The sequence below is a fragment of the Thauera sp. SWB20 genome (assembly GCF_000831325.1).
GTDB lineage: Bacteria > Pseudomonadota > Gammaproteobacteria > Burkholderiales > Rhodocyclaceae > Thauera > Thauera aminoaromatica.
Genome location: NZ_JTDM01000021.1, coordinates 714,829 through 736,838, shown reverse-complemented (window position 1 = coordinate 736,838; position 22,010 = coordinate 714,829). Strand labels below are relative to the sequence as shown.

At 70.1% G+C, this 22,010-nt stretch carries 23 protein-coding genes, 1 tRNA gene and 1 pseudogene; 11 read left to right on the top strand and 14 right to left on the bottom strand.

Going from position 1 to position 22,010, the window contains the following annotated elements:
• Positions 1-140: 140 nt before the first annotated feature.
• The 3 genes from PO78_RS20655 to bamC all read left to right on the top strand — a co-directional run bounded on the left by PO78_RS20655 (position 141) and on the right by bamC (position 3,257).
• Entirely contained in the window at positions 141-1,067 is a 927-nt protein-coding gene (locus PO78_RS20655) for a histone deacetylase family protein (RefSeq protein ID WP_043746584.1), read from the top strand.
• Positions 1,068-1,209: 142 nt separating this feature from the next.
• On the top strand, positions 1,210-2,088 hold the full coding sequence (dapA, locus tag PO78_RS20650; RefSeq protein ID WP_043746581.1) for a 4-hydroxy-tetrahydrodipicolinate synthase: 879 nt from the start codon (positions 1,210-1,212) through the stop codon (positions 2,086-2,088).
• Between the two features lie 26 nt (positions 2,089-2,114).
• Complete coding sequence (bamC, locus tag PO78_RS20645) at positions 2,115-3,257, top strand: outer membrane protein assembly factor BamC (protein WP_043746578.1); 1,143 nt, start codon at positions 2,115-2,117, stop codon at positions 3,255-3,257.
• A 134-nt stretch (positions 3,258-3,391) separates the two neighbouring features.
• Here bamC and PO78_RS20640 read toward each other — a convergent pair whose 3' ends face one another.
• The gene (locus tag PO78_RS20640; RefSeq protein WP_043746575.1) at positions 3,392-3,817 is read right to left on the bottom strand and encodes a hypothetical protein; all 426 of its coding nucleotides are present in this window, start codon (positions 3,815-3,817) and stop codon (positions 3,392-3,394) included.
• A gap of 243 nt (positions 3,818-4,060) precedes the next feature.
• Here PO78_RS20640 and rlmD point away from each other — a divergent pair, with 243 nt between their 5' ends.
• Positions 4,061-5,386 (top strand): 23S rRNA (uracil(1939)-C(5))-methyltransferase RlmD, encoded by a 1,326-nt coding sequence (rlmD, locus tag PO78_RS20635; protein WP_043746573.1) that lies wholly within the window; start codon positions 4,061-4,063, stop codon positions 5,384-5,386.
• 117 nt (positions 5,387-5,503) lie between these two features.
• Positions 5,504-5,591: transfer RNA gene (locus tag PO78_RS20630), tRNA-Ser, on the top strand.
• 211 nt (positions 5,592-5,802) lie between these two features.
• Here the strand turns inward: PO78_RS20630 and PO78_RS20625 are convergent.
• A pseudogene (locus PO78_RS20625) lies at positions 5,803-6,147 on the bottom strand (IS66 family transposase); the annotation flags it as partial.
• A gap of 184 nt (positions 6,148-6,331) precedes the next feature.
• Here PO78_RS20625 and PO78_RS20620 point away from each other — a divergent pair.
• On the top strand, positions 6,332-6,928 hold the full coding sequence (locus PO78_RS20620) for a pseudouridine synthase (RefSeq protein ID WP_043746567.1): 597 nt from the start codon (positions 6,332-6,334) through the stop codon (positions 6,926-6,928).
• Positions 6,929-6,964: 36 nt separating this feature from the next.
• On the top strand, positions 6,965-7,288 hold the full coding sequence (locus tag PO78_RS20615) for an MTH1187 family thiamine-binding protein (RefSeq protein WP_004314933.1): 324 nt from the start codon (positions 6,965-6,967) through the stop codon (positions 7,286-7,288).
• 33 nt (positions 7,289-7,321) lie between these two features.
• Here PO78_RS20615 and PO78_RS20610 read toward each other — a convergent pair whose 3' ends face one another.
• The gene (locus PO78_RS20610) at positions 7,322-8,755 is read right to left on the bottom strand and encodes an AMP-binding protein (protein WP_043746563.1); all 1,434 of its coding nucleotides are present in this window, start codon (positions 8,753-8,755) and stop codon (positions 7,322-7,324) included.
• A gap of 210 nt (positions 8,756-8,965) precedes the next feature.
• Here PO78_RS20610 and PO78_RS20605 point away from each other — a divergent pair, with 210 nt between their 5' ends.
• A complete protein-coding gene (locus PO78_RS20605) occupies positions 8,966-9,904 on the top strand; it encodes a LysR family transcriptional regulator (protein WP_043746560.1) in 939 nt (312 codons plus the stop codon).
• A gap of 27 nt (positions 9,905-9,931) precedes the next feature.
• Here PO78_RS20605 and paaY read toward each other — a convergent pair whose 3' ends face one another.
• On the bottom strand, positions 9,932-10,540 hold the full coding sequence (paaY, locus tag PO78_RS20600; RefSeq protein WP_004314927.1) for a phenylacetic acid degradation protein PaaY: 609 nt from the start codon (positions 10,538-10,540) through the stop codon (positions 9,932-9,934).
• Between the two features lie 455 nt (positions 10,541-10,995).
• Here paaY and PO78_RS20595 point away from each other — a divergent pair, with 455 nt between their 5' ends.
• Together PO78_RS20595 and PO78_RS20590 are read left to right on the top strand one after the other, a co-directional pair.
• A complete protein-coding gene (locus PO78_RS20595) occupies positions 10,996-11,637 on the top strand; it encodes a TetR/AcrR family transcriptional regulator (RefSeq protein ID WP_012585776.1) in 642 nt (213 codons plus the stop codon).
• 212 nt (positions 11,638-11,849) lie between these two features.
• Complete coding sequence (locus tag PO78_RS20590; RefSeq protein WP_043746557.1) at positions 11,850-12,308, top strand: MerR family transcriptional regulator; 459 nt, start codon at positions 11,850-11,852, stop codon at positions 12,306-12,308.
• Between the two features lie 29 nt (positions 12,309-12,337).
• Here PO78_RS20590 and PO78_RS20585 read toward each other — a convergent pair whose 3' ends face one another.
• The 7 genes from PO78_RS20585 to rsxA are packed head-to-tail and all read right to left on the bottom strand — an operon-like array spanning position 12,338 to position 17,712.
• Positions 12,338-12,643 (bottom strand): RnfH family protein, encoded by a 306-nt coding sequence (locus PO78_RS20585; protein WP_043746554.1) that lies wholly within the window; start codon positions 12,641-12,643, stop codon positions 12,338-12,340.
• A gap of 38 nt (positions 12,644-12,681) precedes the next feature.
• The gene (locus tag PO78_RS20580) at positions 12,682-13,362 is read right to left on the bottom strand and encodes an electron transport complex subunit E (RefSeq protein WP_043746550.1); all 681 of its coding nucleotides are present in this window, start codon (positions 13,360-13,362) and stop codon (positions 12,682-12,684) included.
• Entirely contained in the window at positions 13,359-14,009 is a 651-nt protein-coding gene (locus tag PO78_RS20575; RefSeq protein ID WP_043746547.1) for an RnfABCDGE type electron transport complex subunit G, read from the bottom strand. The genes PO78_RS20580 and PO78_RS20575 overlap by 4 nt, the downstream gene beginning before the upstream one ends.
• Entirely contained in the window at positions 14,006-15,079 is a 1,074-nt protein-coding gene (locus tag PO78_RS20570; protein ID WP_043746544.1) for an RnfABCDGE type electron transport complex subunit D, read from the bottom strand. Before PO78_RS20570 ends, PO78_RS20575 begins: the two co-directional genes overlap by 4 nt.
• Positions 15,076-16,521, bottom strand: coding sequence for an electron transport complex subunit RsxC (rsxC, locus tag PO78_RS20565; protein WP_043746541.1), 1,446 nt, complete (start codon positions 16,519-16,521; stop codon positions 15,076-15,078). Before rsxC ends, PO78_RS20570 begins: the two co-directional genes overlap by 4 nt.
• A 35-nt stretch (positions 16,522-16,556) precedes the next feature.
• Positions 16,557-17,096, bottom strand: a complete 540-nt coding sequence (locus PO78_RS20560; protein WP_043746538.1) for an RnfABCDGE type electron transport complex subunit B — start codon at positions 17,094-17,096, stop codon at positions 16,557-16,559.
• Between the two features lie 34 nt (positions 17,097-17,130).
• On the bottom strand, positions 17,131-17,712 hold the full coding sequence (gene rsxA / locus PO78_RS20555) for an electron transport complex subunit RsxA (protein WP_043746535.1): 582 nt from the start codon (positions 17,710-17,712) through the stop codon (positions 17,131-17,133).
• A gap of 148 nt (positions 17,713-17,860) precedes the next feature.
• On the opposite strand from rsxA, the gene PO78_RS20550 reads away from it, so the two are divergent.
• Positions 17,861-18,469, top strand: a complete 609-nt coding sequence (locus tag PO78_RS20550; RefSeq protein ID WP_043746532.1) for an iron-sulfur cluster biogenesis protein NfuA — start codon at positions 17,861-17,863, stop codon at positions 18,467-18,469.
• A gap of 21 nt (positions 18,470-18,490) precedes the next feature.
• Here the strand turns inward: PO78_RS20550 and PO78_RS20545 are convergent, their stop codons facing one another.
• Genes PO78_RS20545 through PO78_RS20535 form a run of 3 tightly spaced genes read right to left on the bottom strand, consistent with a single transcriptional unit; the run spans position 18,491 to position 21,977 of the window.
• Positions 18,491-19,570 (bottom strand): U32 family peptidase, encoded by a 1,080-nt coding sequence (locus PO78_RS20545; protein ID WP_052484474.1) that lies wholly within the window; start codon positions 19,568-19,570, stop codon positions 18,491-18,493.
• Between the two features lie 10 nt (positions 19,571-19,580).
• A complete protein-coding gene (locus PO78_RS20540) occupies positions 19,581-20,555 on the bottom strand; it encodes a hypothetical protein (RefSeq protein ID WP_052484473.1) in 975 nt (324 codons plus the stop codon).
• Complete coding sequence (locus tag PO78_RS20535; protein WP_043746529.1) at positions 20,556-21,977, bottom strand: aldehyde dehydrogenase family protein; 1,422 nt, start codon at positions 21,975-21,977, stop codon at positions 20,556-20,558.
• Positions 21,978-22,010 lie beyond the last annotated feature (33 nt).

Below are 22,010 nucleotides of genomic sequence, written 5' to 3'. Positions count from 1 at the left end.
AAATTGGCCTGGAAGCGGTGATAATAGACGACAAAGGCAAGCGGCCCGACGATCGGACGCAACACGGTCGGCGGCCGCCAGAGTCGGAAGGGGGTGTCTGGTGCCCCGTGTCCGTCGTCCGCGAGGCGAGAGGGAGGAGCATGACCACGACAGCATTCATTACTCACCGTGACTGCTGGCTGCACGACATGGGTGCGATGCATCCCGAGTGTCCCGACCGGCTGTCGGCGATCAACGATCGCCTGATCGCCTCGGGGCTCGATATGTATGTGTCCTTTTTCGATGCACCGTTGGCCGAGCGCGAGCACATCCTGCGCGTGCATCCGGCCGAGCATCTCGACAACCTGATCGAGAGCGTGCCGGAGCACGGCATCCGCCACCTCGATCCCGACACCGCGATGAGTCCGGGCACGATGAAGGCGGCGCTGCGTTCCGCCGGTGCGGGGGTCTACGCCACCGACCTCGTGATGAAGGGGGAGATCGAGAACGCCTTCTGTGCCGTGCGTCCGCCGGGCCACCACGCCGAACGCGCCAAGGCGATGGGGTTCTGCTTCATGAACAACGTCGCCATCGCCGCCCGCCATGCGCTCGAAGCCCACGGGCTGGAGCGCGTCGCGGTGGTCGACTTCGACGTGCACCACGGCAACGGCACCGAGGACATCTTCCGCAACGACCCGCGGGTCATGATGGCAGGGATCTTCCAACATCCCTTCTACCCGTATTGCGGTACCGAGAACCCCCCTGCGCACATGTGCAACGTGCCGCTGCCGGCGGGTACGCGGGGCGATGCCTTCCGCCAGGTCTTCGGCGACATCGTCGTGCCCGCGCTGCGCAGCCATAGTCCGCAGATGATCTTCATCTCCGCCGGATTCGACGCGCACTACGAGGACGACATGGGCTCGCTCGGGCTGCTCGAGGCCGACTACATCTGGGCGACCCAGCAGATCAAGGGAGTCGCCGAGTCCTGCGGCCACAAGCGCATCGTCTCGATACTCGAAGGCGGCTATTCGCTGTCCTCGCTGGCGCGCTCGGTAGTGGCCCACATCAAGACGCTGGCCGATCTCTGAGTCCCGCTCGCCGGGCCGCCTGCGTTGCCGCCGGCCGGCGCGCCCGCATACGGGGCACGCCGGCCGCGTCCTGTAACAGAGGCAGGCTCGACCGTGCGCGGCGATCGGTTAGAATCCCAGCTTTAATTCACTGTCGGACGCCATGATTACCGGATCGCTTGTCGCCATCGTCACGCCCATGCACGACGACGGCAGCCTGGACTTCCCCCGCCTGCGCAGCCTCATCGACTGGCACATCGCCGAAGGTACCGACGGCATCGTGATCGTCGGCACGACCGGCGAGTCGCCCACGGTCACCGTGGACGAACATTGCGAGCTGATCCGCGTGGCCGTCGAGCACTGCGCGGGGCGCGTGCCGGTGATCGCCGGCACCGGTGCAAACTCCACCGCCGAAGCGGTGGAACTCGCGCGCTTCGCCGCACAGGCCGGTGCGAACGCGCATCTTTCGGTGGTGCCTTACTACAACCGGCCCACCCAGGAAGGCCTCTACCGCCACTTCCGTACCATCGCCGAGGCGGTCGAACTGCCGCTGATCCTCTACAACGTTCCCGGCCGTACCGTCGCCGACCTCGCCAACGACACCGTGCTGCGCCTTGCCGAGGTGCCCAACATCGTCGGTCTCAAGGACGCCACCGGCAACCTCGACCGCGCCTGCGACCTTGTCGAGCGCGCGCCGGCGGAGTTCGCGCTGTACAGCGGCGACGACATGACTTCGGCCGCCTTTCTGATGCTCGGCGGCCATGGCGTCATCTCGGTGACCGCCAACGTCGCGCCGCGCGCGATGCATGCGCTGTGCGCGGCCGCGGCCGCGGGCGACATGCGCACCTTGCGCGCAACCAATGCCGGGCTCACCGGCCTGCATCGCGACCTGTTCTGCGAGGCCAACCCGATCCCGGTGAAGTGGGCGGTGGCGCGCATGGGGCTGATCGGCGACGGCCTCCGCCTGCCCCTCACCCCGCTGTCCGCAGCCCATCACGAGCGCGTGCGCGCGGCGATGCGCAAGGCCGGCATCCAGGCCTGATCCGAATCTCTCTGCCCAGGACTTCCATGATCCGCTCCAAGCGCACCTCCCTGTCCCTGCTCGCGCTCTCGATCGCGCTCGGCGGTTGTTCGGGATCGCTGCTCGAATCCAAGCGCATCGACTACAAGAGCGCGAAACAGATCGAACGCCCCCTCGAGATCCCGCCCGATCTCACCGCACCGCAGCGCGACGACCGCTTCGCCGTGCCCGATGTCGCCCCGCGCGGCGTCGCCACCTACTCCGCCTACACGGCCGATCGCGCCGGCCAGCCGGCGCAGGCCACCAGCGGTCCCCTGGTGCTCGCCAAATCCGACACCATGCGCATCGAGCGTGCGGGCAGCCAGCGCTGGCTGGTGGTGGGCGGCACCCCCGAGGAACTGTGGCCGCAGATCAAGGATTTCTGGCTCGAGCTCGGCTTCATCCTCAACATCGACAGCCCGGAAATCGGCGTCATGGAGACCGACTGGGCCGAGGATCGCGCCAAGATCCCGCAGGATTTCCTCCGCTCCAGCATCGGCAAGGTGCTCGACGGCCTGTTCTCGACCCCCGAGCGCGACAAGTTCCGCACCCGCCTCGAACAGGGCAAGGAAACGGGCACGGTGGAGGTCTACATCTCGCACCGCGGCATGATGGAAATCTACCCCACCGAGGCCAAGGACTCGACGATCTGGCAGCCGCGTCCCGCCGACCCCGAGCTCGAGGCCGAGATGCTGCGTCGCCTGATGGTCCGCCTCGGTGCCGAGGAGGCGCGTGCCGAGGTCGCGATCGCCACGCCGCAGCAGGCGGAGCGGGCGCGCATCGCCTCCGCGCCCGACGGCCAGGTGATGCTGGTGATGGACGAGGCATTCGATCGTGCCTGGCGTCGCGTCGGCCTCGCGCTCGACCGCATCGGCTTCACCGTCGAGGACCGCGACCGTGCGCAGGGCTTGTACTTCGTGCGGTACGTCGATCCCGACGCGGACAACCGCAGCACCGAGAAAGGCTTCCTGTCGCGGCTGGCCTTCTGGCGCAGCGATGCCAAACCGGCCGCCGGTGGCAGCGAATACCGTCTGCGCGTGCAGGGGCAGGGCGAGGCCTCGCGAGTCAGCGTGCTCACCCGCGAGGGCGGGCTCGACAACTCCGACACCGCGCGCCGCATGCTGGGCCTGCTGCGGGAACAGCTGCGCTGAGCGTCACGAGGGGATGGCACCGCCGCAGGTCGCGTCTCATCGGGGCGGAGGCGGTCTTCCCCGAGGTGGCGACAGCATGAAAAAAGCCGGCATGCAGCCGGCTTTTTTCATTCGAGCCGTGGAGCGGGGGCTTCTTACTTCGCAGCCGATTCCTTGGCGGCGCCGACGGCAGCTTCGGCGGCCGCCTTGGCTTGGGCCGCGGCATCGACGGTGTCGGCTTTGGCGTCGGCGGCGGCGTCCTTGACCGCCTCGACCGCGGCGTCGGCCTTCTTCGCAGCCGCGTCGGCAGCAGCGTCCGCCTTGGCGGCCGCAGTAGCGGCGGCTTCCTTGGTCGCCTCGACCGCCGCGGCGGCCTCTTGCTTGACGGCCTGCGCGCCGGCCGCGGCAGCGTCGCCGGCGGCCTTCGCGCTCTCCTTGGCCGCTTCCACCGCCTGGGCGGCCGATTCCTTCATCTGTTCCTGGGCCGAGGGTGCCGGCTGAACCGCGACCGGCTCTTCCTTCTTGCCGCAGGCAGACACGGCGAGGGCGACGAGGGCGGCGGCGAGGATGGAATGCTTCATGGTCTGTCTTCCTTGTTCTGGGGGTCGGGGTGCGTACGGCTTGTTTCGGCGGACGCCGGGAGACCCCGTCTTCCGCGCTGGATGCCGCAATGCACAAAGATTCTAGCATGGGGGATCATGTCGTCCGGATGAGGTGGCGGCGCGCAAGTGGGGCCCAAAGGTAAGGAGACATTGCCTGAAGCGGACATCCGCGCAGGCGTGGCGCGGTAGAATCGCGCGCTTCCCGAACCCTCTCGCACGACCATGCCGACAGCCAAGATCGATTCCCTGGACCACGAAGGCCGTGGCGTGACCCGCGTCGAGGGCAAGGCGGTATTCGTCGAGGGCGCCCTGCCGGGCGAGCGCGTCGAATACGTCGTGCGGCGTGCCAAACCGAGTTACGAGCAGGGTGAGGTGGTGCGCGTGCTGCGCCCGAGCGCGCAGCGCGTGGCGCCGCGCTGCCCGCATTACGGCGTGTGTGGTGGCTGCTCCATGCAACATTTGGATGCGGATGCGCAGGCCGCGGTGAAGCAGCGCCTCCTCGAGGACGCGCTGCGCCACATCGGCAAGCTGCACGCCGACCGCATCCTGCCGGCGATCCACGGTCCCGCCTGGGGCTACCGCTACCGCGCGCGCCTGGGCGTGCGCCTGGTGCCGAGCAAGGGTGGGCTGCGCGTGGGTTTTCACGAGCGCCGCTCGAGCTACATCGTCGACATGCGCACCTGCCCGGTGCTGCCGCCGGCGATCTCGGCGCTGCTGCCGCGCCTGCGCACGATGCTGGCCGGGCTGTCGATCGCGGATCGCCTGCCTCAGGTCGAGATCGCGGTGGGCGAGGACAGCACCGTGTTCGTGTTTCGCAACCTGCTGCCGTTCTCCGCGGCGGACGAGAAGCAGCTCGCCGCCTTCACCGATGCCGAGGGCATCCAGGCCTGGGTCCAGCCCGCGGGCCCCGATTCGGCGCGGCCTCTGCACCCGGCGAACGCGCAGCTACCGTTCTACACCTTGCCCGAGTTCGGCCTGCGGCTGGATTTCCGCCCTACCGACTTCACCCAGGTGAATGCAGACATCAATCGACTGCTGATCCGGCGTTCGATGCAACTGCTCGACCCGCGCCCGGGCGAGCGTATCGCAGACCTGTTCTGCGGGCTGGGAAACTTCAGCCTGCCGATCGCGCGCCTCGGCGCCGAGGTGGTGGGTGTGGAGGGCAGCGAGGCCCTGGTCGAGCGCGCCCATGCCAACGCGGCGCGCAATGGGCTCGCGGCGCGCTGTGAGTTCCACGCCGCGAATCTGTTCGAGACCACCGAGGACAGCCTGGCCGCGCTCGGCCGGCTCGACAAGCTGTTGATCGATCCGCCGCGCGAGGGCGCGATCGCGGTGGTGAAGGCGATCGACCCGTCACGCGGGCCATCGCGGATCGTGTATGTGTCGTGCAACCCGGCGACCCTGGCGCGCGACGCCGCGGTGCTGGTGCACGAGAAGGGCTATCGGCTCGCCGCGGCGGGGATCGCCAACATGTTCCCGCAGACCTCGCACGTCGAGTCCGTGGCGCTCTTCGAGCGCACCCCGGGGACTGAAGTCGGGCCGGGCTGAGCGGGGGCGCTCGCCCTCCGATGCGGGCGTGTCGCGGTGGTATACTTTGCAGTCTTGCGGAAGCGTGGCAGAGCGGTCGAATGCAACGGTCTTGAAATTTGTTTTAGGTAGTACGCAGGAAGCTTGGCAGAGTGGTCGATTGCACCGGTCTTGAAAACCGGCAACCCGCAAGGGTTCCAGGGTTCGAATCCCTGAGCTTCCGCCAATGATGAAGGCATTCAGCGTATTCCATTGAGCGCGCAGCAGCTTGAAGATGGCGACAAAAAGCCCCGCTAGCCGGGGCTTTATTGTTTGTGGAGAATTCTCACTCCGTATGTGATCAACTGCTCCGCCTCGAGATTCCAAGGCAGGAGGGCCTCGAAGTGTTCGACGGTGGTCGTGGTGGGCAAGGCGCGCAGCACTTGGCGCAGCCACAGCTACGGCTCGACGCCGTTGGCCTTGGCGTTTTCGGCCGGGTTGTTGTCGATCGGCAGATCGCCGCGCTCGAGGTAGCGCGTCGGACGCGGCCACTGCCGATGCAAGTCGCCCAGCGCACCTCCGAGCACCGAGGACGGTGGCACGGTAGGGAGCACTTGGTCACGACAGCAGCGCAGTTCATTGACGACAGCGCGGCTTCGGCCCTGGCGTAGCGCGAGCCACTCGGTGGCCTTGAATTTGCGCGTGTTCTTCTCGATGGCGTAGAGCTTGCCGATCAGGACCAGCACTTCGTGGGCGCGGCGGTGCTTGCCGGCGGGCAGCCCCTTGCTGACATCGACGAAACGGCATCGCGCATGCTCCCGGCCAAATTCATCGTTATGGAATTCTTGCCGACATGCCTAAGAAGCCCCTGGAATGAGGAAGCACAGGAATTTCATGGATTTGCCGAAACGAGTGCCCAAGCGCGAGCCTGCATCGGGTGTAAAAAAATCCGACACTCCTGCCGAAGGACGAGCTGAGACACGCCTCTTGCTGCTCAACAAGCCGTTCGGCGTGCTGTGCCAGTTCACCGACGAAGCCGGTCGCCGCACGCTGAAGGACTACGTGGAGGTGCCCGGTGTCTATGCCGCGGGCCGCCTCGATGCCGACAGCGAGGGCCTGGTGCTGCTCACCGGCGACGGTGCCCTGCAGCACCGCATTGCCGATCCGCGCCACAAGCTGGCCAAGACCTATCTGGTGCAGGTGGAGGGGGAGATCGACGAGGCCGCGCTGGCGATCCTGCGTGCGGGGGTGGATCTGGGGGACTTCCGCAGCTTGCCGTGCGCCGCGCGCCGCATGCCGGCGCCCGACTGGCTGTGGCCGCGCGATCCCCCCGTGCGCTTTCGCAAGTCGGTGCCGACGAGCTGGATCGAGATCGTGCTGCGCGAGGGCAAGAACCGGCAGGTGCGTCGCATGACGGCGAAGGCTGGCCATCCCACGCTGCGGCTGATCCGGGTGGCGATCGGGCCCTGGACGCTGGATGGATTGGGCGTGGGCGAATGGCGGGAACTTGCGTGCGCGGAGATTGCGAAGGTGATGGCTGCTGGTGCTCCGGCGGCGGCGCGCAGGGGCCGGTTGCGGCGCTAGAATCGGGCGTTTCGAAGAGCGCTGGTGGAGGCGTCCGTGAAAGTCATTCTCGATCTGTGCGTGGTTCCGCTCGGCGTGGGGCTGTCGGTTTCATCCTATGTGGCGGCTTGCGAGCGGGTGATCCGCGAGGCGGGCCTCGTGTCGCAGCTCCATGCCTACGGTACCAATATCGAGGGCGAGTGGGACGAGGTGATGGCCGCGGTCAAGCGCTGCCACGAGGTCGTCCATGCGATGGGCGCGCCGCGCATCACCACCTCGATCCGCCTGGGCACGCGCACCGACCGCGAGCAGACGATGCAGGACAAGATCGACAGCGTCGAGCGGGCGCTCGACCGGGCGGCGAGCGGCCCCGGTGCCTGACAGGTCCGGGGCCGCGCTCGGCAAGGACGCGCTTCAGCCGGTGCTGCGCGCGAGCTCGTTGCGGCGCAGCTTGCCGGTGTCGGTGCGCGGGAAGTGGTCCACGAGGTGGATCTTCTCGGGGCGCTGGTAGGGCGGCAGGCTCTCGATCGCGGCCTGCGCGGCGGCCAGCACCTGCGGTGGCGGCAGGTCTCCGGGAATGGCGAAGAGGTGCAGGCGTATCATGTCCGCGTCCTCGCCCTGCGCCGGGATCACGCACACCTCCTCGGCCTTGCCGCGCATGCGTTCCTGCACGGCCTGCTCGACCGCGACCACGTCCACCCAGCGGCCGAACACCTTGACGAGCTGGTCGCTGCGGCCGGCGAACAGCCAGCCTTCCCCGTCGGGGGCACGGCGGAACACGTCGCCGGGGGCGAAGCGGCCGTCGGCGAAGCGCGCGCTGTCGTGGGTGACCACGCGCGTATAACCGAGCGCGACTGCGGGGTGGGAGAACCACAGCCGCCAGGTCTCGAGCTCGCCGCTGGTGAGCTGCTCCGGGTGGATCTCGGTGAGTGGAGTGGGGCACGCGGCGTCCATCTCCGGCGTGCGGTAGAGCACCAGCGACAGCGTCTCGGTGGTGCCGTAGCCATTGACCAGCGGCACTCCGGTCATCGCCTGCCAGTCGCGCGCAAGCGCGGGCGGACAGGCCTCACCGGCGGAGACCGCGGCGTGCACGCCGCGGAAACGCACGCCGGCATCGATCAGGCGGCGGTAGAGGGTGGGCACGCTGAAGAAGATGTGCGGCTCGTGGCGCTCGACCATCGCCGCGACGCGCGCCGGGTCGGGCCATTCGGGGTCGAGCACGACGGTGGCGCCCAGGCGCAGGCCGGCGAAGAAGGCGTTGGCGAGCGGGTAGGCGAAGAACAGCTTGGAGCTGGAATAGAAGCGGTGCTCCGGGCGCGCACCGAGAAGGTCGCGGGCGAACACGTGGGCATAACGGATCGCGCGGTGGGCATGGAGGATGCCCTTGGGGCGGCCGGTGGTGCCGGAGGAGTACAGCAGGAACGCCGGATCGTCGTCGGCTGCCTGCGCGGCTGCGGGCGTCGCGGTGGCGCGCTCCACCCGGCGGCGCCATTCGCCGAGGTCGATCGCGTGCTTGTCGCCGAGCGCACGCGCGGCTTCGTCCTCGAGCAGCGCCGCGGCGGCGCCCGAGTCCAGCATCAGGTCGGCGAGTTGCGTGGTGGCGGTGCGCGGGTTGATCGCGATCGGCCGCACCCCCGCCCACAGCATGCCGATGAAGGCGGTGGCCCATTCGATGCCGTCGGGCAGCGCGAGCACGCAGGCGTCGCCGGGGCGCAGCCCGGCGTCGAGCAGGGCCGCGGCGCTGCGGATGGAATCGGCACGCAGGCCGGCGTAGTCGATGCGGACATCGCCCTCGATCAGCGCGATCCGCGCGGGATCGCCGGCGAGCAGCCATTCGGCGGCGTTCATGATGTCGCTCCGCAGACGGTGGTTCGCAGCGCGGGCGCGTGGCCCGAAATGGGATGGGTGGACATGATCGGTGTGTCTCCTCGGCAGGACTCCCCTCGCGGGCGGGGACGTCATCTGTTTGTCCGGACCATTAAATTCCCCCGGGCGATGCTGCACAATACCAATGAACGGATTACCTTTATTGACCCTATCGATAACACTCGGGCCAGCATGAGTCTGCGCGACTTCGACCTGAACCTGCTGCGTGTCCTGCTCGCGGTCTATGAGGCCGGCAGCGTGAGTCGTGCCGCGGAGCACCTCGGCCTGAGCCAGCCGACCGTGAGCAGTGCGCTCGGCCGCCTGCGCCGCGCGCTCGGCGAGCCGCTGTTCATCAAGACGGCGTCGGGTGTCACGCCCACCGCGCGCGCGCATGCGCTGGCGAGCAGCGCGCGGGCGATGCTGGCGCGGCTGGAAACCGATTTCTTCGTCGCCGACCGCTTCGACCCGGCGAAATACGAGGGCAACCTCACCGTCGCCCTCTCGGACGTGGGCGAGATGGTCTTCCTGCCGCGCATCCTCGACAGCGTGCGCCGCCTCGCGCCGCTGGCCATGCTCGATTCGGTGACGCTCGCGCCGGGAGAGCTGATGCGCGCGATGGAGGATGGAGAGGTCGATCTGGCGATCGGCTATTACCCCGACCTCGACGCCGCCGGCTTCTACCGCGAGAAGCTGCTCGACCACCGCTTCGTGTGCCTGTTGCGTGCCGATCATCCGGTGCAGGACCGTCAGCTGTCGCTCGAGCGCTTCCTCTCGCTCGAGCACGCCGCGGTCCGTGCCAAGGGGCGCAGCCAGGAGATCTTCGAGAAATACCTCGAGCGTCTGCGCATCCAGCGCCGCATCGTGCTGCGCACCCCGCACTTCATGAGCCTGCCCGGCATCATCGGGCGCTCGGACCTGGTGGTGACGCTGCCGCATGCGATCGGTCATTACTTCACGCGCGTGGGCGAGAAGGTGCGCATGGCCGAGCCGCCGCTGGCGATCCCGCATATCGAGCTGTACCAGCACTGGCACCGGGGCTTCCACCACGACCCGCGCAACCGCTGGCTGCGCACGCTGGTCGCGGGGCTGTTCTCCGACGGACAGGACGAGTGGCCCTATCCCTTCGCGTGAGCGGTCCGGCGCAGCCGCGTCGAGCGTTCAGCCGGCACGCCGGCGCGCGTCGCTCAGCGGCATGACGTCGGGCATCTCGAAGCGTGCGCGCTCGCGGTCGCCCTCGCGCAGCGGTTCGCAGGGCTTCAGGCTGGCGAGGCTGCGGCGGGCGAGGTTCTGGTAGCAGTCGGTGCCGATCACCTTCCACTTGCGCTCCTGCTCGGTGAGCTCGCGCAGCACCTTGGCCGGCACACCCGCCACCAGCACGCCGGGCGGGATCTTCATTTCCGCCTTCACGAAGGCGGCGGCGGCGATGATGCTGCCTTCGCCCACCTCCGCATGGTCCATCACCACCGCGTTCATGCCGACCAGCGCGTTGCGCCCGATCCGACAGGCGTGCAGCACCGCGGCATGGCCGACATGGCCGTTGACCTCGACCACGGTGTCTATGCCGGGAAAGCTGTGCAGCACGCAAGCGTCCTGCACATTGCTGCCCTCCTCGAGCACGATGCGGCCGAAGTCGCCGCGCAGCGAGGCGAGCGGGGCGACGTAGCAGCCGGCGCCGACGAACACGTCGCCGATCAGCACGGCGTCGGGATGCACGTAGGCGGTGGGATGGACGACCGGGCGGACGCCGTCGATTTCGTAGCAGGGCATGGCTGGGCTCCGATGGGATGGGACTCGTGCGGCCGACAGTAGCATGCCGGTGCGCGGGGCGCGTCGCCCCTCGCGTCGATGCGCGGCCTGCGGATCGAGGACGGGCCCCGGTCCCGGCTGCGGTGCAGGGCGCGCGTGAGTGCATGGGAAGGGCGCGGCACGCAAGCCGGGGTGCAAGAAAACCACTCGTGTCTTGATGTAGCGCAACATTGTTATTGATCGACTGGTTGGTCGGATCTGTTGCCGGGCACAATCCTGTTAACGGCGATCGAGCGCAAGCACCAGCCCGCGACCCGCAAGGATGCAGGGGCGAGGCGATGCGGACGATCCTCTCGATCGGCGACGACAGGCGCCGAGGGCGTGCGGCGTGCCCCCTCGGTGTGCCCCGGACAACCCGGTCGGCGTGCGTGCGCCTGCGCACCACGGAGCGGCCGCAGCACAGGAGCGAGACCCCGATGGCCAGAGGCAAGGCGCCGACCTTCCAGTTGCAGCGCGCGACGATCCTCGACGCCGCCGCGGGCCTCTTCGCGGCCGAAGGCTTCCATAACGCCTCGATGGCGGAGATCGCGCGCGCGTGCGGGGTTTCCAAGGCGCTGCTCTATCACTACTACCGCGACAAGGAACACATCCTCTACGACATCGCCGCGGGCCACGTCGAGGATCTGCTGGCGATCGTGGCGGATGTCGAGGCCGCGGCAGAGTCGCCGCGCGAGCGTCTCGAGCGCCTGATCCTGCGCTTCATGCAGGCATATGAGGGCGGGCGGCGGCAGCACGTCGTGCTGATCCAGGACGTCAAGTTCCTCAGCCCCGAGCAGCGCGCGCGCATCCACGAACAGGAACGCCGGGTGGTGCACGCCTTCGCGCTCGCGATCGAGGCGGTCGAGCCCGGCCTGCGCGTCGTGGCGCTCGACAAGGCGGTCACGATGGCGCTGTTCGGGATGATGAACTGGACCTTCACCTGGCTGCGCCCGGATGGTCCGCTGTCCTACGAGGACATGGCCCGGGTGGTGGCGCGGATCTTCCTGCAGGGCGTCGCGGGCTTCGCCGCGCAGGCGGGCCATCCGTCCGCCGCGGCGGTCGAGATCGCCCTGCCTTGAAGGCCCGGGTCGCCGCGGACAACGACTTCCCGGTGGCGCCCGGATCACACGGCTGCGCAGGTCCTTGCGCGGATGTTCGTTGACGTTTACGTTAGCGGAACTTCTGTGCAATCATCCAGGTCGAATCGATTGCATGCGAGCCCGGTGCGAGCCCCGTCGTGCGAGCGGCGTGAGAATGGGGCATGGGCGGACATCGCAGAACGGAGAATGAAATGAATCAAGAGATCGCCGGAAGGGCTGGCCGGGTGCGCGAATCGGCGAATGCAACGACGTATACGATATCCGATCTCGCCAAGGAGTTCGACATCACCACGCGCGCGATCCGCTATTACGAGGACCAGGGCCTGATCAGCCCGGCCCGTCGCGGCAGCCGGCGCATCTACAGCCGCCGCGACCGCGTGCGCCTGAGCCTGATCCTGCGCGGCAAGCGGCTGGGTTTCTCGCTGCAGGAGACGCGCGAACTCTTCGACCTCTACGACAACGCGCCCGGCGAGCAGGCACAGATGTCGCACTTCATGGAACTGCTCGGTGCGCGCAGGGCGATGCTCGAACGCCAGATGGAAGACATCCGCGCCATCCTCGACGAGATCGGCGCGGCCGAGAAGGAGGCGTTGCGCTCGATCGCCGTGCGTGCCCCGCAGCCGAAGGTGGCGACGAGCCCGAGCGCCTGAGCGCGCGCGGCCGCATTCGGGCGGCGCGATCAGCCCCCTCCGGGCCCCTCGGCCTCGGCGGCCCCGTCGCCGCCCGTGCGCTTGCGGCGCGGCGCGGTCTTGGGGTCGATCACGATGGGCTGGTAGATCTCCACCCGGTCGCCCTCGGCGAGCACGGTGTCGAGCGCCTTGATCTTGCCGAAGATCCCCACCTTGTTGCGCTCCAGGTCGATGTCCTCGTAGCGTCCGAGGATCCCTGAGCGCTCGATGGCCGCACGCAGCGTGCAGCCCTCGTCCACCTCCAGGCGCATCCACGCCGGCTTGTCGGGGTGCGCGTAACTGACGCTGATCTTCATCCTTACCTCCTGCGTTGCAGTGTGCGATCGCGCTTCGATCAGGCGCCCGCGGTGATCCCGGTGCCCGTGCCGGCGCCGAGGCTGCGTGCGCGTGCGCGGGCGAGCATGCGCTGACGTGCGGCCACCAGGAAGCCGAGGGCGAGGAAGCCGCCCGGCGGCAGGATCATCAGCAGCACGCCGCGGTAGCCCTCGAGGCGCAGCTCGAGAAAGGCGAAGTGCTCGCCGAGCAGCATCGAGGCGTCGGCGAACAGGGTGCCTTGGCCGATCGCCTCGCGCACCCCGCCCAGCACCATCAGCGCGAGGGTGAAGCCGATCCCCATCATGAGGCCGTCGAGCGCCGCCATGCCCGGCGCGCGTTTGGAGGCGAAGGCCTCGGCGCGCCCCATGATCGCGCAGTTGACCACGATCAGCGGGATGAACAGGCCGAGCACCTTGTGCAACTCGTGCAGCCAGGCGTTCATCGCCATGTCGACCAGGGTCACCACGGTGGACATCAGCAGCACGTAGATCGCGATCCGCACCTCGCGCGCGATGACGTTGCGGAACAGCGACACGAGCACGCCCGAGCTGACCAGCACCACGGTGGTGGCCAGGCCCATGCCGAGCCCGTTGGTCGCGCTGCCGGTGGTGGCGAGGGTCGGGCACATGCCCAGCATCTGCGCGAACACCACGTTGCTGTCCCACAGGCCGTCGCGGACGACCCTGCGCACTTCGCTCATGACGGACTCCCCGGTTGTGCCGCCGCGGCTGCGGCGCCGGCCGGCGCGGCGAGCAGGCGCTCGCGTTGCGCGGCGAAGAACTTCAGGCTGGCGTGGACCGCGCCGACCACCGCGCGCGGGGTGATGGTGGCGCCGGCGAACTGGTCGAACTCGCCACCGTCCTTGCGCACCCCCCAGCGTGTCCCGGTGTCGAGGCCGCGGCCGTCGAAGCCGCGGATCCAGTCCGACTTGCGCACGTCGATCTTGTCGCCCAGGCCCGGCGTCTCGCTGTGCGAGAGCACGCGCACGCTGGCGATGCGCCCGTCGCGGCGGATGCCGACGGTGAGCGTGATCGGTCCGCCGTAGCCGGCTTCACTCACCCAGTTGAAGGCCACGCCGCGCACCTCGCCCGCCATGCGCGCGCGATAGACGGTGACGGCGCGGCCTTCGCCCTCGATCGCCACCGTGTCCGCGGCCGGATTGTTGTCGTGGGGCACGCTGGAGAGGGTCTGGTCGAGGGCGTTGCGCAGGTCTTCGGCCTGGCGCAGGCGGATCTCCTCGTGGGTGGCGAGGTCGCCCATGCCCAGCATCGCGCTGCAGCCGAGGGCGAAGGCCCCGAGCAGCAGCCCCGGGCGCTGGCGCAGGCCGCCGGCAACGATCGAACTCATCGGCCATCCTCCTTCGGGGCCAGGGGGAGCGGGTTGCCGGTGCGCAGGCGGCCGTAGCGGCGCGGACGCACCAGGCGATCGATCAGCGGCGTCGCCGCATTCATCAGCAGGACCGCGAACGCCACCCCTTCGGGATAGCCGCCCCAGGTGCGGATCACGTAGATCAGCGCGCCGATGCCCGCGCCGAAGATCGCCCGCCCGAGCGGGGTGACCGGAGCGCCCACCGGATCGGTGGCGATGAAGAAGGCGCACAGGATCGCGCTGCCGCCGAGCAGGTGGAGCAGCGGCCCCGGGTAGTGCGCGGGGTCGATCTGGTTGAACAAGGCCGCGAGCAGGGCGAGCGTGCCGAGCAGCGCGGCGGGGATCTGCCAGGGCACGATGCGGCGCGCCACCAGCAGGGCGCCGCCGGCGAGCAGCGCGAGCGCTGAGGTCTCGCCCAGGCTGCCCGGCACCGTGCCGAGCGCGAGCGCGAGCAGCGCCTCGCCAGCGGCGAAGTCGCCGCCGTGCTTGAGCGGGGCGAGCGCGGTGGCCGCGCTCACGGCGTCCGGCACCGCGCCACCGCCGAGGGTAATCGCGAGGCCGTCCAGCAAGCCGGGCGCCGCCGGCGAGAACAGCGGCTGAGGCGCCACCCAGGCGGTCATCTCGAGCGGGAAGGACACCAGCAGCGCGACGCGCGCCAGCATCGCCGGGTTGAGCACGTTCTGGCCGAGGCCGCCGAAGACCTGCTTGCCGACCACGATCGCGAATGCGCCGCCCAGCAGCGGCAGCCACCACGGCGCCCACGGCGGCAGGCAGAGCGCGAGGATCAGGCCGGTCACCACGGCCGAACCGTCGGCGAGCGTGTGGTGCAGCGGCCGCTTGCCGATCGCCAGGGCGGCGGCCTCGGCCGCCACGCACCCGGTGATCGCGAGCACCACGGTGGCGAGCGCCGGCCAGCCGAACAGCCACACGCCGGTCGCGGTCGCCGGCAGCAGCGCGAGCAGGACCGTGCGCATGACCTGCGGGATGGTGCTGCGCCCATGCACGTGGGGCGCCGCTACCGGGGAGCGGTTCGGGGTCCAGCTCGTCATGATTCGGTCTCCGCCGTCTCGGCCTGGCGGGTGGGCCGGCGCGCGGCCTTGGCGGCGGCTTCGGCGGCCAGCCGCAGCCGGCGCGCCTCGGCCAGCTTGCGCGTCTCCTCGGCCTTGCGCTGGGCCTCGCGGCGCGCGGCGATCTCGCCCTTGGCGTAGTTGAACAGGTGGGCCAGCGGCAGGTGGGCCGGGCACACGTAGGCACAGCAGCCGCAGGACAGGCAGTCGCCCATGCCGAGCTCGGCGGCGTCGTCGATACGCCCGACGCGTACGCGCGCGGCGAGCTCGAGCGGCACCAGGCCGACCGGGCAGACATCCACGCAGCGCCCGCAGTGCAGGCAGGCGCGCTCGCTCGCCGCGTGCGCCTCGGCCGCGGTGAGCGCGATGATGCCGCTGGTGCCCTTGACCACCGGCGCCTCCAGCCCGGGCAGGACCTGGCCCATCATCGGTCCGCCCATCAGCACGCGGGTGGGGGGCGCGGTGAAGCCTCCGCAGAACTCGATCAGATCGGCCACCGGCGTGCCGATCGGCACCACCACGTTGCGCGGGTTGCGGATCGCGCCGCCGCCCACCGTGACCACGCGCGACACCAGCGGCTTGCCGAAGCGCACCGCGCGGCACACCGCGAGCGCGGTGCCGACGTTATGCACGCTGACGCCGATCTCGGCCGCCAGCCTGCCGGCGGGGATCTCGCGCCCCGTCACGGTGGTGACGAGCTGCTTCTCCGAGCCCATCGGGTAGCGCGAGGGCACGCGCAGCACGCTGATGCCGGGGTGGGCTGCGGCGGCCGCGCGCATCGCCTCGAGTGCCTCCGGCTTGTTGTCCTCGATCGCGATCACGGTGCGCTTCGCGCCCAGGCCGTTGGCGATCAGGCGCACACCCTCGACCACGTAGCCGGCGCCTTCGCGCATCAGGCGGTCGTCGCAGGTCAGGTAGGGCTCGCATTCGCCGCCGTTGATGAGCAGGGTGTCGATCGGGTGGCGGTTGCCGGCGTCCAGCTTGACCGCGGCCGGAAAGGCCGCGCCGCCCAGGCCGACGATGCCGGCGTCGCGTACGCGCGCGGCCACCTCGGCACGGGTGAGCGCGAAGGGATCGGCCGCCGGCTCGGTCTCGATCCAGCGCTCCTCGCCGTCGGCTTCGAGCGTGATCGTCTGCACCGGCAGGCCGGAGGGGTGCGGCGCCATGTGGTCGCCGATCGCGATCACCTTGCCCGAGGTGGGCGCGTGCACCGGCGCCGACACCGAGCCCTGGTGGCGGGCGAGGCGCTGCCCCTTGAGGACGTGGTCGCCGACCTTGACCTCGGGCGCCGCCGGTTCGCCAATGTGCTGCTGCAGCGGGATGTGCAGGCGCTCGGGCAGTGGCAGGCGGGCGATCGGATGGCAGGCGGTGGGATCCTTGTTCCCTTCGGGATGGATGCCGCCGCGGAAGCGGAAGATCTTCATGGTGAGTACGGGCCCGGTGTGTTTGCGAGGGGCGCTCAGGCGTGCCTGACGCCCGGCTTGTGCCAGCGCCAGTTGCGTAGGGTGACCGGGATTCCCTCGAGGTCGATGCCGCCGGTGGGGCAGACCTCGGCGCAGGCGCCGCAGCCGATGCAGGCCTCTTCGAGCACCACGTGGAGCTGCTTGGTCGCGCCCAGGATGGCGTCGGTCGGGCAGGACTTGATGCAGCGCGAGCAGCCGATGCAGGCGTCGGTGCGCACGCGCGCCAGCAGCGGGCCGCGGTCGGGCAGGTTGCCCGGATCGAAGGTGGCGCCGAGGATCTGCGCCAGCTTCTCGGCGACCGCACGCCCTCCCGGAGGGCACAGCGTGACCGGCGCGTCGCCCGCGGCCACCGCGGCGGCGGCCTGCGCGCAGCCGGCAAAGCCGCACTGGCCGCACTGCGAACCGGGGAGGGCCTCGGCGATGCGCTCCACCACCGGGTCGGTGGTCGCCCCCAGCCACTGCGAGGCGAGACCGAGCAGCCAGCCCAGGCCGAGGCCCAGGGCGGCGACCGCCACTACCGAGAGAATCATCGTCATCTTCGTGCTCCTTGCTCGTTCGGAGGGGGAGGGCTCAGCGCACCGGCAGCCCGGCGAAGCCCATGAAGGCCAGGGACAGCAGGCCGGCGGTGATCAGCGCGATGGGGGCGCCGGCGAAGGCGGCCGGCACGTTCGCGAGCGCGATGCGCTCGCGCAGGCCGGCGAAGAGGAGGATCACCAGCGTGAAGCCGAGCGCCGAGCCGGCGCCATACAGCATGCTTTGGACGAGGCCGTTGCCTTGCTGGGTGTTGAGCAGCGCCGTGCCGAGCACCGCGCAGTTGGTGGTGATCAGCGGCAGGTAGATGCCCAGGGTGTGGTGCAGCACCGGGCTGGCCTTCTGGATCGCCATCTCGGTGAACTGCACCACCGCGGCGATCACCAGGATGTAGGTCAGGATGCGCAGGTGCAGCATGTCGAGCGGCTGCAGCAGGGCGTGCTCGACCACCCACGCCGCGCCCGAGGTGAGGGTGAGCACGAAGGTGGTGGCCAAGCCCATGCCGAGCGCGGTCTCGAGCTTGCCCGACACCCCGAGGAAGGGGCACAGGCCGAGGAAGCGGACCAGGATCACGTTGTTCACCAGGGCCGTGCCGAGCAGTAGCAGCAGATATTCCTTCATGGCGGGATCAGGTTCCTGCAAGCGGTTCGAGTGGCATGCAAGTTCATCTTAATTGACGTTGACGTTAACGACAAGTAGAATTCGCTCCGTAGTGCCGAATTCCGCTCTGCGCCCCGCAGCGCCCCCACCCAAGCCGGAGGAGTCCGCCATGCCCAACGTCACCGCCGTCATGTCCACGCCCAACCCGCTGGCCAACAAGTTCATGCTCGATGCGCCGCTCTATACCGGCGCGCCGCGCCATTTCCGTGCCGGTGTTGCGGTCGTCGGCGACGCCCTGGGCGAGAGCCTGCTGGCGGTACCCGGCGTCGTCGATCTCTATTGCACGGGTGGCTTCGTTACCATCACGCGCGATCCGGGCACGCCCTGGTCGGCGATCGAGCCCGCGGTCACCGAGCTGATCGAGGGGCACAAGGCGCGCCGCGTCATCGGCATCGCCAACCCGGCGGGACCGGGCGGGGCTGCGGGCGCCGTGGCCGGCGCAGGCGAGGCCGCGGCCGAGGAGCCGGTCGAGGTGGAGGCCGACGATGCCGAGCTGCTGATGCGCATCAACCAGATCCTCGACGAGCACATTCGCCCCTTCCTCGACCAGGACGGCGGCGGTGTCGACGTGGTGAAGCTGAAGGAATTTACCCTGACGGTGCGCTACAAGGGCGCCTGCGGCGGCTGCCCGTCGTCCTCCACCGGGACGCTGTTCGCGATCAACAACCTGCTGCAGAACTACGTGGACGATCGCCTGCTGGTGGAACCGATCTACTGAAGAACGCGCGCCGCGCTCGCGTCACCCCTGGCCGTCGGCCACGGGGCGCGCGACAGTGTCGCGGCGGCCGTCGCGCGGCGGCGCCACCGCATCGGACGCGCGCGCGACCACCTCCGGGTAGTAGCACATGAAGCCGGTCGCGCAGTGTTCGTGCGCAGGCCGCAGATCGCGCGCGCGCGCCGCCACCGCCGCGGGGGCTTCGCCGTTCTCGTGGGCGTCGAGGATCTGGCGGACCATGCGCACGCTGGCGAGCTTGCGCTCGGGCGGGCCCTCGCGGCCGGCGATCTTGAGCGCATGGATGCCGCCGCGCCCGAGCGTCGGGATCGCGCACAGGCCGCAGGGGCCGAAAGGCATGCCGCCGGCGGTGGTGGTGAAGCCGCACGAGAAGCGGTACCACAGCCAGCGCCGGTAGGCCTCGTCGTTCTCGCGCAGGCGGGCCGCGAGCGTGGCCGAGAGCGGCCGGCCGTCGCGGTGGCGGTGGGCGTAGGCGTAGCGGTCGAGGCAGATCGGCCCGCCGAGCGCGCCCGGCAGGTGCAGGGTGTTGCAGCTGCCTTCCTCGTATACGCAGCCATCGTTGAGAATGAAGGCCTCGATCTCCAGGTCGGGCACCGCGGCGGCGATCTCCGCGGCCTCGTCGAGCGTGACGTCGCGCGGCAGGATCAGCCGGCGCGCGCCGAGCTCGCGGTAGAGGCGGGCGCCGTCGGCGTTGCGGCAGGTGGCCACCGAGCTGACGTGGATGCGCAGCCCCGGCACGGCCTCGGCCAGCGCGAGGATCAGACCGGGGTCGCTCGCGATCACCGCATCGCCTCCCATGTCGGCGTAGGCGTGCGCGATCGCACACGCGAACTCGATCTGTTCGACCGAATACTGCTGTGCGTTGAGCACCAGGGAGAGCTGTACGCCATTGCGGTGGGCGAGCGCCACCGCCTCGGCGAGCGCGGCCAGCGAGGGGAGGTTGCCTCCGGGACGGCGGTTGGCGCTGGCGCCACCGAAGCGCTCGGCCCACTCGCGCGGCGTCACCCCGCAATAGAGTTCGTCCGCCCCGGCGCGCGCCAGCGCGGCGATCTCGTCGAGTTGCCGGATGGGGGCGACGATCTTCATGCGCGTTTCCTCACAAGGTCTCGCCGGGCACGATCAGGCGCGCCACCCGGCCCGCCGCGACCGCGCTGGCGAGCGTGGCGAGGTTGGCGGCGGAGTGGCGGCAGAACACGGTGTTGCCCACGTGCAGGGTCTCCCAGGCGTCGTGTGTACCGTCGCGTGTGCGCTCGGTGCGGGCGGCGAGTCCGAGGCATTCGTGGCGGCAGAAGGGCCGCGCCGCGAACCGCTCCGGGCCCTCGCGCGCGAGACCTGCGGTGCGGCACATGCGTCCCTTGGCGACGAAGGCGAAGGGCAGGTGCACCCCGAGCGGCAGCGGCACGCCCGCGAAGCTGTCGGCGGACGCGAAGAGCGGCAGGTCGATCTCGACGCGTGCGATCCCCAGGCGGGCGAGCAGGCGCCGGGTCCAGGGCGAGGCGAAGCCGTGCGCGGCGGGCGGTGCGTACTGCGGGTTGCCGAGGCGCGGGTCCTTGAGCATGCGGCACAGGATGCGGCCGGCGACGGCCTGCAGCAGCGGATGGCGCTCGCGCAGGCGCAGCGCCACCCCCCAGTCGTTGACCACCACCTCCGCGCCCGGCGGCAGCAGGGCGAAGAGCGCATCGAGGGCGCGCAGGACCTCGGGCGAGGCCACCGGCGTGAGCAGGCAGACCTCCAGCCCGGCCACGGACGCCTCGGCGAGCGTGCGCGCGAGCTGCGCGGGCTCGGGCAGCAGGCGCTCGCAGAATTCGCTGCCGACGCGCAGCCGCGTCGGGCGCAGCGGTGCCAGCCAGGCCGCGAGCGCCTCGTCGTACAGGGTGGCGGACCAGAATGCCGCGCGTGCGGGCGTGTCCGCACCCAGGCGCTCCAGTGCGCGCGGTCGCACCATCGCCACCGCGATCGCCACCCCGGTCGCCGGCAGCGCAGCCAGGGACGGAGGCGACGCCGTGCTCGCAGCAACGCTCGCGCTTGCCGGCGCGGACGGGCGGCGCAGGAAGCCGAGCGGTGCGGACATTCAGGCGGCGGGGAGGTTGATGTTGAAGAGCTGCGGGCGGGTGTATTCGAGCAGCCCCTCGAGGCCGAACTCGACGCCGAAGCCCGACATCTTGCAGCCGCCAAAGGGGCAGTGCGGCAATACCTCGGCATGGCCGTTGATCCACACCGTGCCGCACTCGAGGCGGTTCGCCAGCGCGCGCGCGGCCTCCAGGTCGCCCGACCACACCGAGCCGCCGAGACCGTTGGTGCTGGCGTTGGCGAGCCGCAGCGCCTCGTCCACGTCGCGGTAGCGGATCACCGGCAGCACCGGGCCGAACTGCTCCTCGTCGACCAGCCGGGTGCCGTCGGCGATGTCGGCGACGATGGTCGGCGGGTAGAAGTAGCCCTTGCCGGGCAGCGGCTCGCCGCCGCACAGGATGCGGGCGCCGGCGGCGCGTGCATCCTCGACGAGCTCGCATACGCGCTCGAACTGGTCGCGGTTCTGGATCGGCCCGAAGCTCGTGCCCTCGTCCAGGCCGCTGCCGAGCTTCTGCCGCGCGGCGATGGCGACCAGGTGCCGGCACATGTCCTCGTACTGGGACTCGTGCACATAGAGGCGCTTGAGCGCGGCGCAGGTCTGTCCCATGTTGAGGAAGGCGCTGCCGAACACCCCCTCGGCGATCGCGCCGATGTCGGTGCCCGGCAGCACGATGCCGGCGTCATTGCCGCCCAGTTCCAGGGTGAGCCGCTTCAGCGTGTCGGCGGCGTTGCGCATGATGTCCTGGCCGGTGCGCGTCGAGCCGGTGAACACGATCTTGTGGATGCCGGGGTGGCCCGAGATCCCGCGCCCGAGCGCTGCGCCGCCGGCCACCGCATTCACCAGCCCGGGCGGCGCCACCTCGTCGATCAGCTCGACCAGGCGCAGGGTGTTGAGCGGGGTCAGCTCCGAGGGCTTGATCACCACCGCGTTGCCGGCGCGCAGCGCGGGCATGATGTGCCACACCGCGATCATCAGCGGCCAGTTCCACGGCGTGATCGATCCCACCACGCCGAGCGGCCTGCGGTGCAGCTCGATGCGCTTGCCCGGGCGGTCCTCGATCACCTCGACCGGCAGCTCGAGCGCGGCGGTGGCGCGCGTCCATGCGACCGCGCCGCCGACCTCAATGTGCGCGAGCGCGAGCGGCTTGCCCTGCTCGCGGACGATGATCTCGGCGAGCTCGGGCGCGTTCTGTTCGATGCGCGCGGCGATCGCTTCGAGCAGGGCGCGGCGTTCCGCGCAGGAGCTGTGCTGCCACTGCTCGAACGCGCGCGCGGCCGCCGCCACCGCCTCGTCGAGCTGCGCGGGGGAGGCGTTCGGGCACTCGGCGAAGGCCTCGCCGAGCGCGGGGTCGATGACCGGCAGGGTGCCGCGGTCGCCGGCGACCTTGCGGCCGCCGATGACGAGGGAGGGCGTCTTGTTCATGGATCGGATCCTGGCAGGAGTTGGAAGGCGTGG

What these genes read in the sequence shown, in the direction of transcription:
- PO78_RS20655 (WP_043746584.1), top strand. Translation starts at nt 141, where the DNA reads ATGACCACGACAGCATTCATTACTCACCGTGACTGCTGGCTGCACGAC.
- dapA (WP_043746581.1), top strand. Translation starts at nt 1,210, where the DNA reads ATGATTACCGGATCGCTTGTCGCCATCGTCACGCCCATGCACGACGAC.
- bamC (WP_043746578.1), top strand. Translation starts at nt 2,115, where the DNA reads ATGATCCGCTCCAAGCGCACCTCCCTGTCCCTGCTCGCGCTCTCGATC.
- PO78_RS20640 (WP_043746575.1), bottom strand. Translation starts at nt 3,817, where the DNA reads ATGAAGCATTCCATCCTCGCCGCCGCCCTCGTCGCCCTCGCCGTGTCT.
- rlmD (WP_043746573.1), top strand. Translation starts at nt 4,061, where the DNA reads ATGCCGACAGCCAAGATCGATTCCCTGGACCACGAAGGCCGTGGCGTG.
- PO78_RS20610 (WP_043746563.1), bottom strand. Translation starts at nt 8,755, where the DNA reads ATGAACGCCGCCGAATGGCTGCTCGCCGGCGATCCCGCGCGGATCGCG.
- PO78_RS20605 (WP_043746560.1), top strand. Translation starts at nt 8,966, where the DNA reads ATGAGTCTGCGCGACTTCGACCTGAACCTGCTGCGTGTCCTGCTCGCG.
- paaY (WP_004314927.1), bottom strand. Translation starts at nt 10,540, where the DNA reads ATGCCCTGCTACGAAATCGACGGCGTCCGCCCGGTCGTCCATCCCACC.
- PO78_RS20595 (WP_012585776.1), top strand. Translation starts at nt 10,996, where the DNA reads ATGGCCAGAGGCAAGGCGCCGACCTTCCAGTTGCAGCGCGCGACGATC.
- PO78_RS20590 (WP_043746557.1), top strand. Translation starts at nt 11,850, where the DNA reads ATGAATCAAGAGATCGCCGGAAGGGCTGGCCGGGTGCGCGAATCGGCG.
- PO78_RS20585 (WP_043746554.1), bottom strand. Translation starts at nt 12,643, where the DNA reads ATGAAGATCAGCGTCAGTTACGCGCACCCCGACAAGCCGGCGTGGATG.
- PO78_RS20580 (WP_043746550.1), bottom strand. Translation starts at nt 13,362, where the DNA reads ATGAGCGAAGTGCGCAGGGTCGTCCGCGACGGCCTGTGGGACAGCAAC.
- PO78_RS20575 (WP_043746547.1), bottom strand. Translation starts at nt 14,009, where the DNA reads ATGAGTTCGATCGTTGCCGGCGGCCTGCGCCAGCGCCCGGGGCTGCTG.
- PO78_RS20570 (WP_043746544.1), bottom strand. Translation starts at nt 15,079, where the DNA reads ATGACGAGCTGGACCCCGAACCGCTCCCCGGTAGCGGCGCCCCACGTG.
- rsxC (WP_043746541.1), bottom strand. Translation starts at nt 16,521, where the DNA reads ATGAAGATCTTCCGCTTCCGCGGCGGCATCCATCCCGAAGGGAACAAG.
- PO78_RS20560 (WP_043746538.1), bottom strand. Translation starts at nt 17,096, where the DNA reads ATGACGATGATTCTCTCGGTAGTGGCGGTCGCCGCCCTGGGCCTCGGC.
- rsxA (WP_043746535.1), bottom strand. Translation starts at nt 17,712, where the DNA reads ATGAAGGAATATCTGCTGCTACTGCTCGGCACGGCCCTGGTGAACAAC.
- PO78_RS20550 (WP_043746532.1), top strand. Translation starts at nt 17,861, where the DNA reads ATGCCCAACGTCACCGCCGTCATGTCCACGCCCAACCCGCTGGCCAAC.
- PO78_RS20545 (WP_052484474.1), bottom strand. Translation starts at nt 19,570, where the DNA reads ATGAAGATCGTCGCCCCCATCCGGCAACTCGACGAGATCGCCGCGCTG.
- PO78_RS20540 (WP_052484473.1), bottom strand. Translation starts at nt 20,555, where the DNA reads ATGTCCGCACCGCTCGGCTTCCTGCGCCGCCCGTCCGCGCCGGCAAGC.
- PO78_RS20535 (WP_043746529.1), bottom strand. Translation starts at nt 21,977, where the DNA reads ATGAACAAGACGCCCTCCCTCGTCATCGGCGGCCGCAAGGTCGCCGGC.